Origin of the sequence: Myroides sp. LoEW2-1, assembly GCF_009767705.1 — a bacterium.
Lineage (GTDB): Bacteria > Bacteroidota > Bacteroidia > Flavobacteriales > Flavobacteriaceae > Flavobacterium > Flavobacterium album_A.
Window position 1 is genome coordinate 1 of the sequence record NZ_WSPP01000385.1, and the last position, 731, is coordinate 731.

The window sequence follows — 731 nt, forward strand, 5'->3', positions numbered from 1 at the left end:
ATTTTCTGCTAGTTATAATATCACAATAGTAGTTATATATATATATTCAATTATTGTTTTTTATATTTTTCGCTGTCGTTTTAATAAGAATTGGTTGACATTTGATACTCTTTTTTTATTAGGTTTTACTATAGTACATTTTCAAGTTCCCCTTTTAGCAAGTCTAGGTATTGAACCTGAAAGGCCAAATTATGTTTGGATAAATAAGAATGTTGTAAATTTTGCTACATGGATGAGCTGCCTTTCTATTGTTTTATGGATGTGGGGATTTCTTTTCTATTTAGAGAAAAGTAAGAAAAAGCGCTATAATCAGAATGTAAGAATAACTAAAATTGAGCTTAATTTTGTAAAATATGACAATATTTTATTAGTTTTTTTTATTCTTTTTGTTGGATTAGTAGGGCGTACTTTTTTTTCTGGAGTTTATGATGGTGGTGATAGTTGGGGGGGAGGTGCCGTATATATATATTTAATATTAAAGTCAATATTATATCTTAGAATTATTTATTTTTTTAGCGATTTTGCTAAGCGTAGTACAAAAAAATCTTTAAATGAAATTATTCTGTACTTGTTTTATAACAAGATCTTTTTTTTCGTTTTAACACTTTATTTCTGTTTATTTTTATTTGCAGGTGATAGAGGTCCTGTTCTACAAATTTCATTGATAATAGGAGCTTCATATGCTATTTTTTTAAAAAGTATTTCTTTAAGAAGATTGTGCATGTTTGTTT

Annotated in this window: 1 protein-coding gene; it reads left to right on the forward strand. The window is 26.3% G+C overall.

What is annotated here, in order from left to right; translation table 11 throughout:
- Positions 1 to 94: 94 nt before the first annotated feature.
- Positions 95 to 731: hypothetical protein (locus tag GOQ24_RS16300; RefSeq protein WP_160340170.1), on the forward strand; the 637-nt coding region annotated here is incomplete at its 3' end.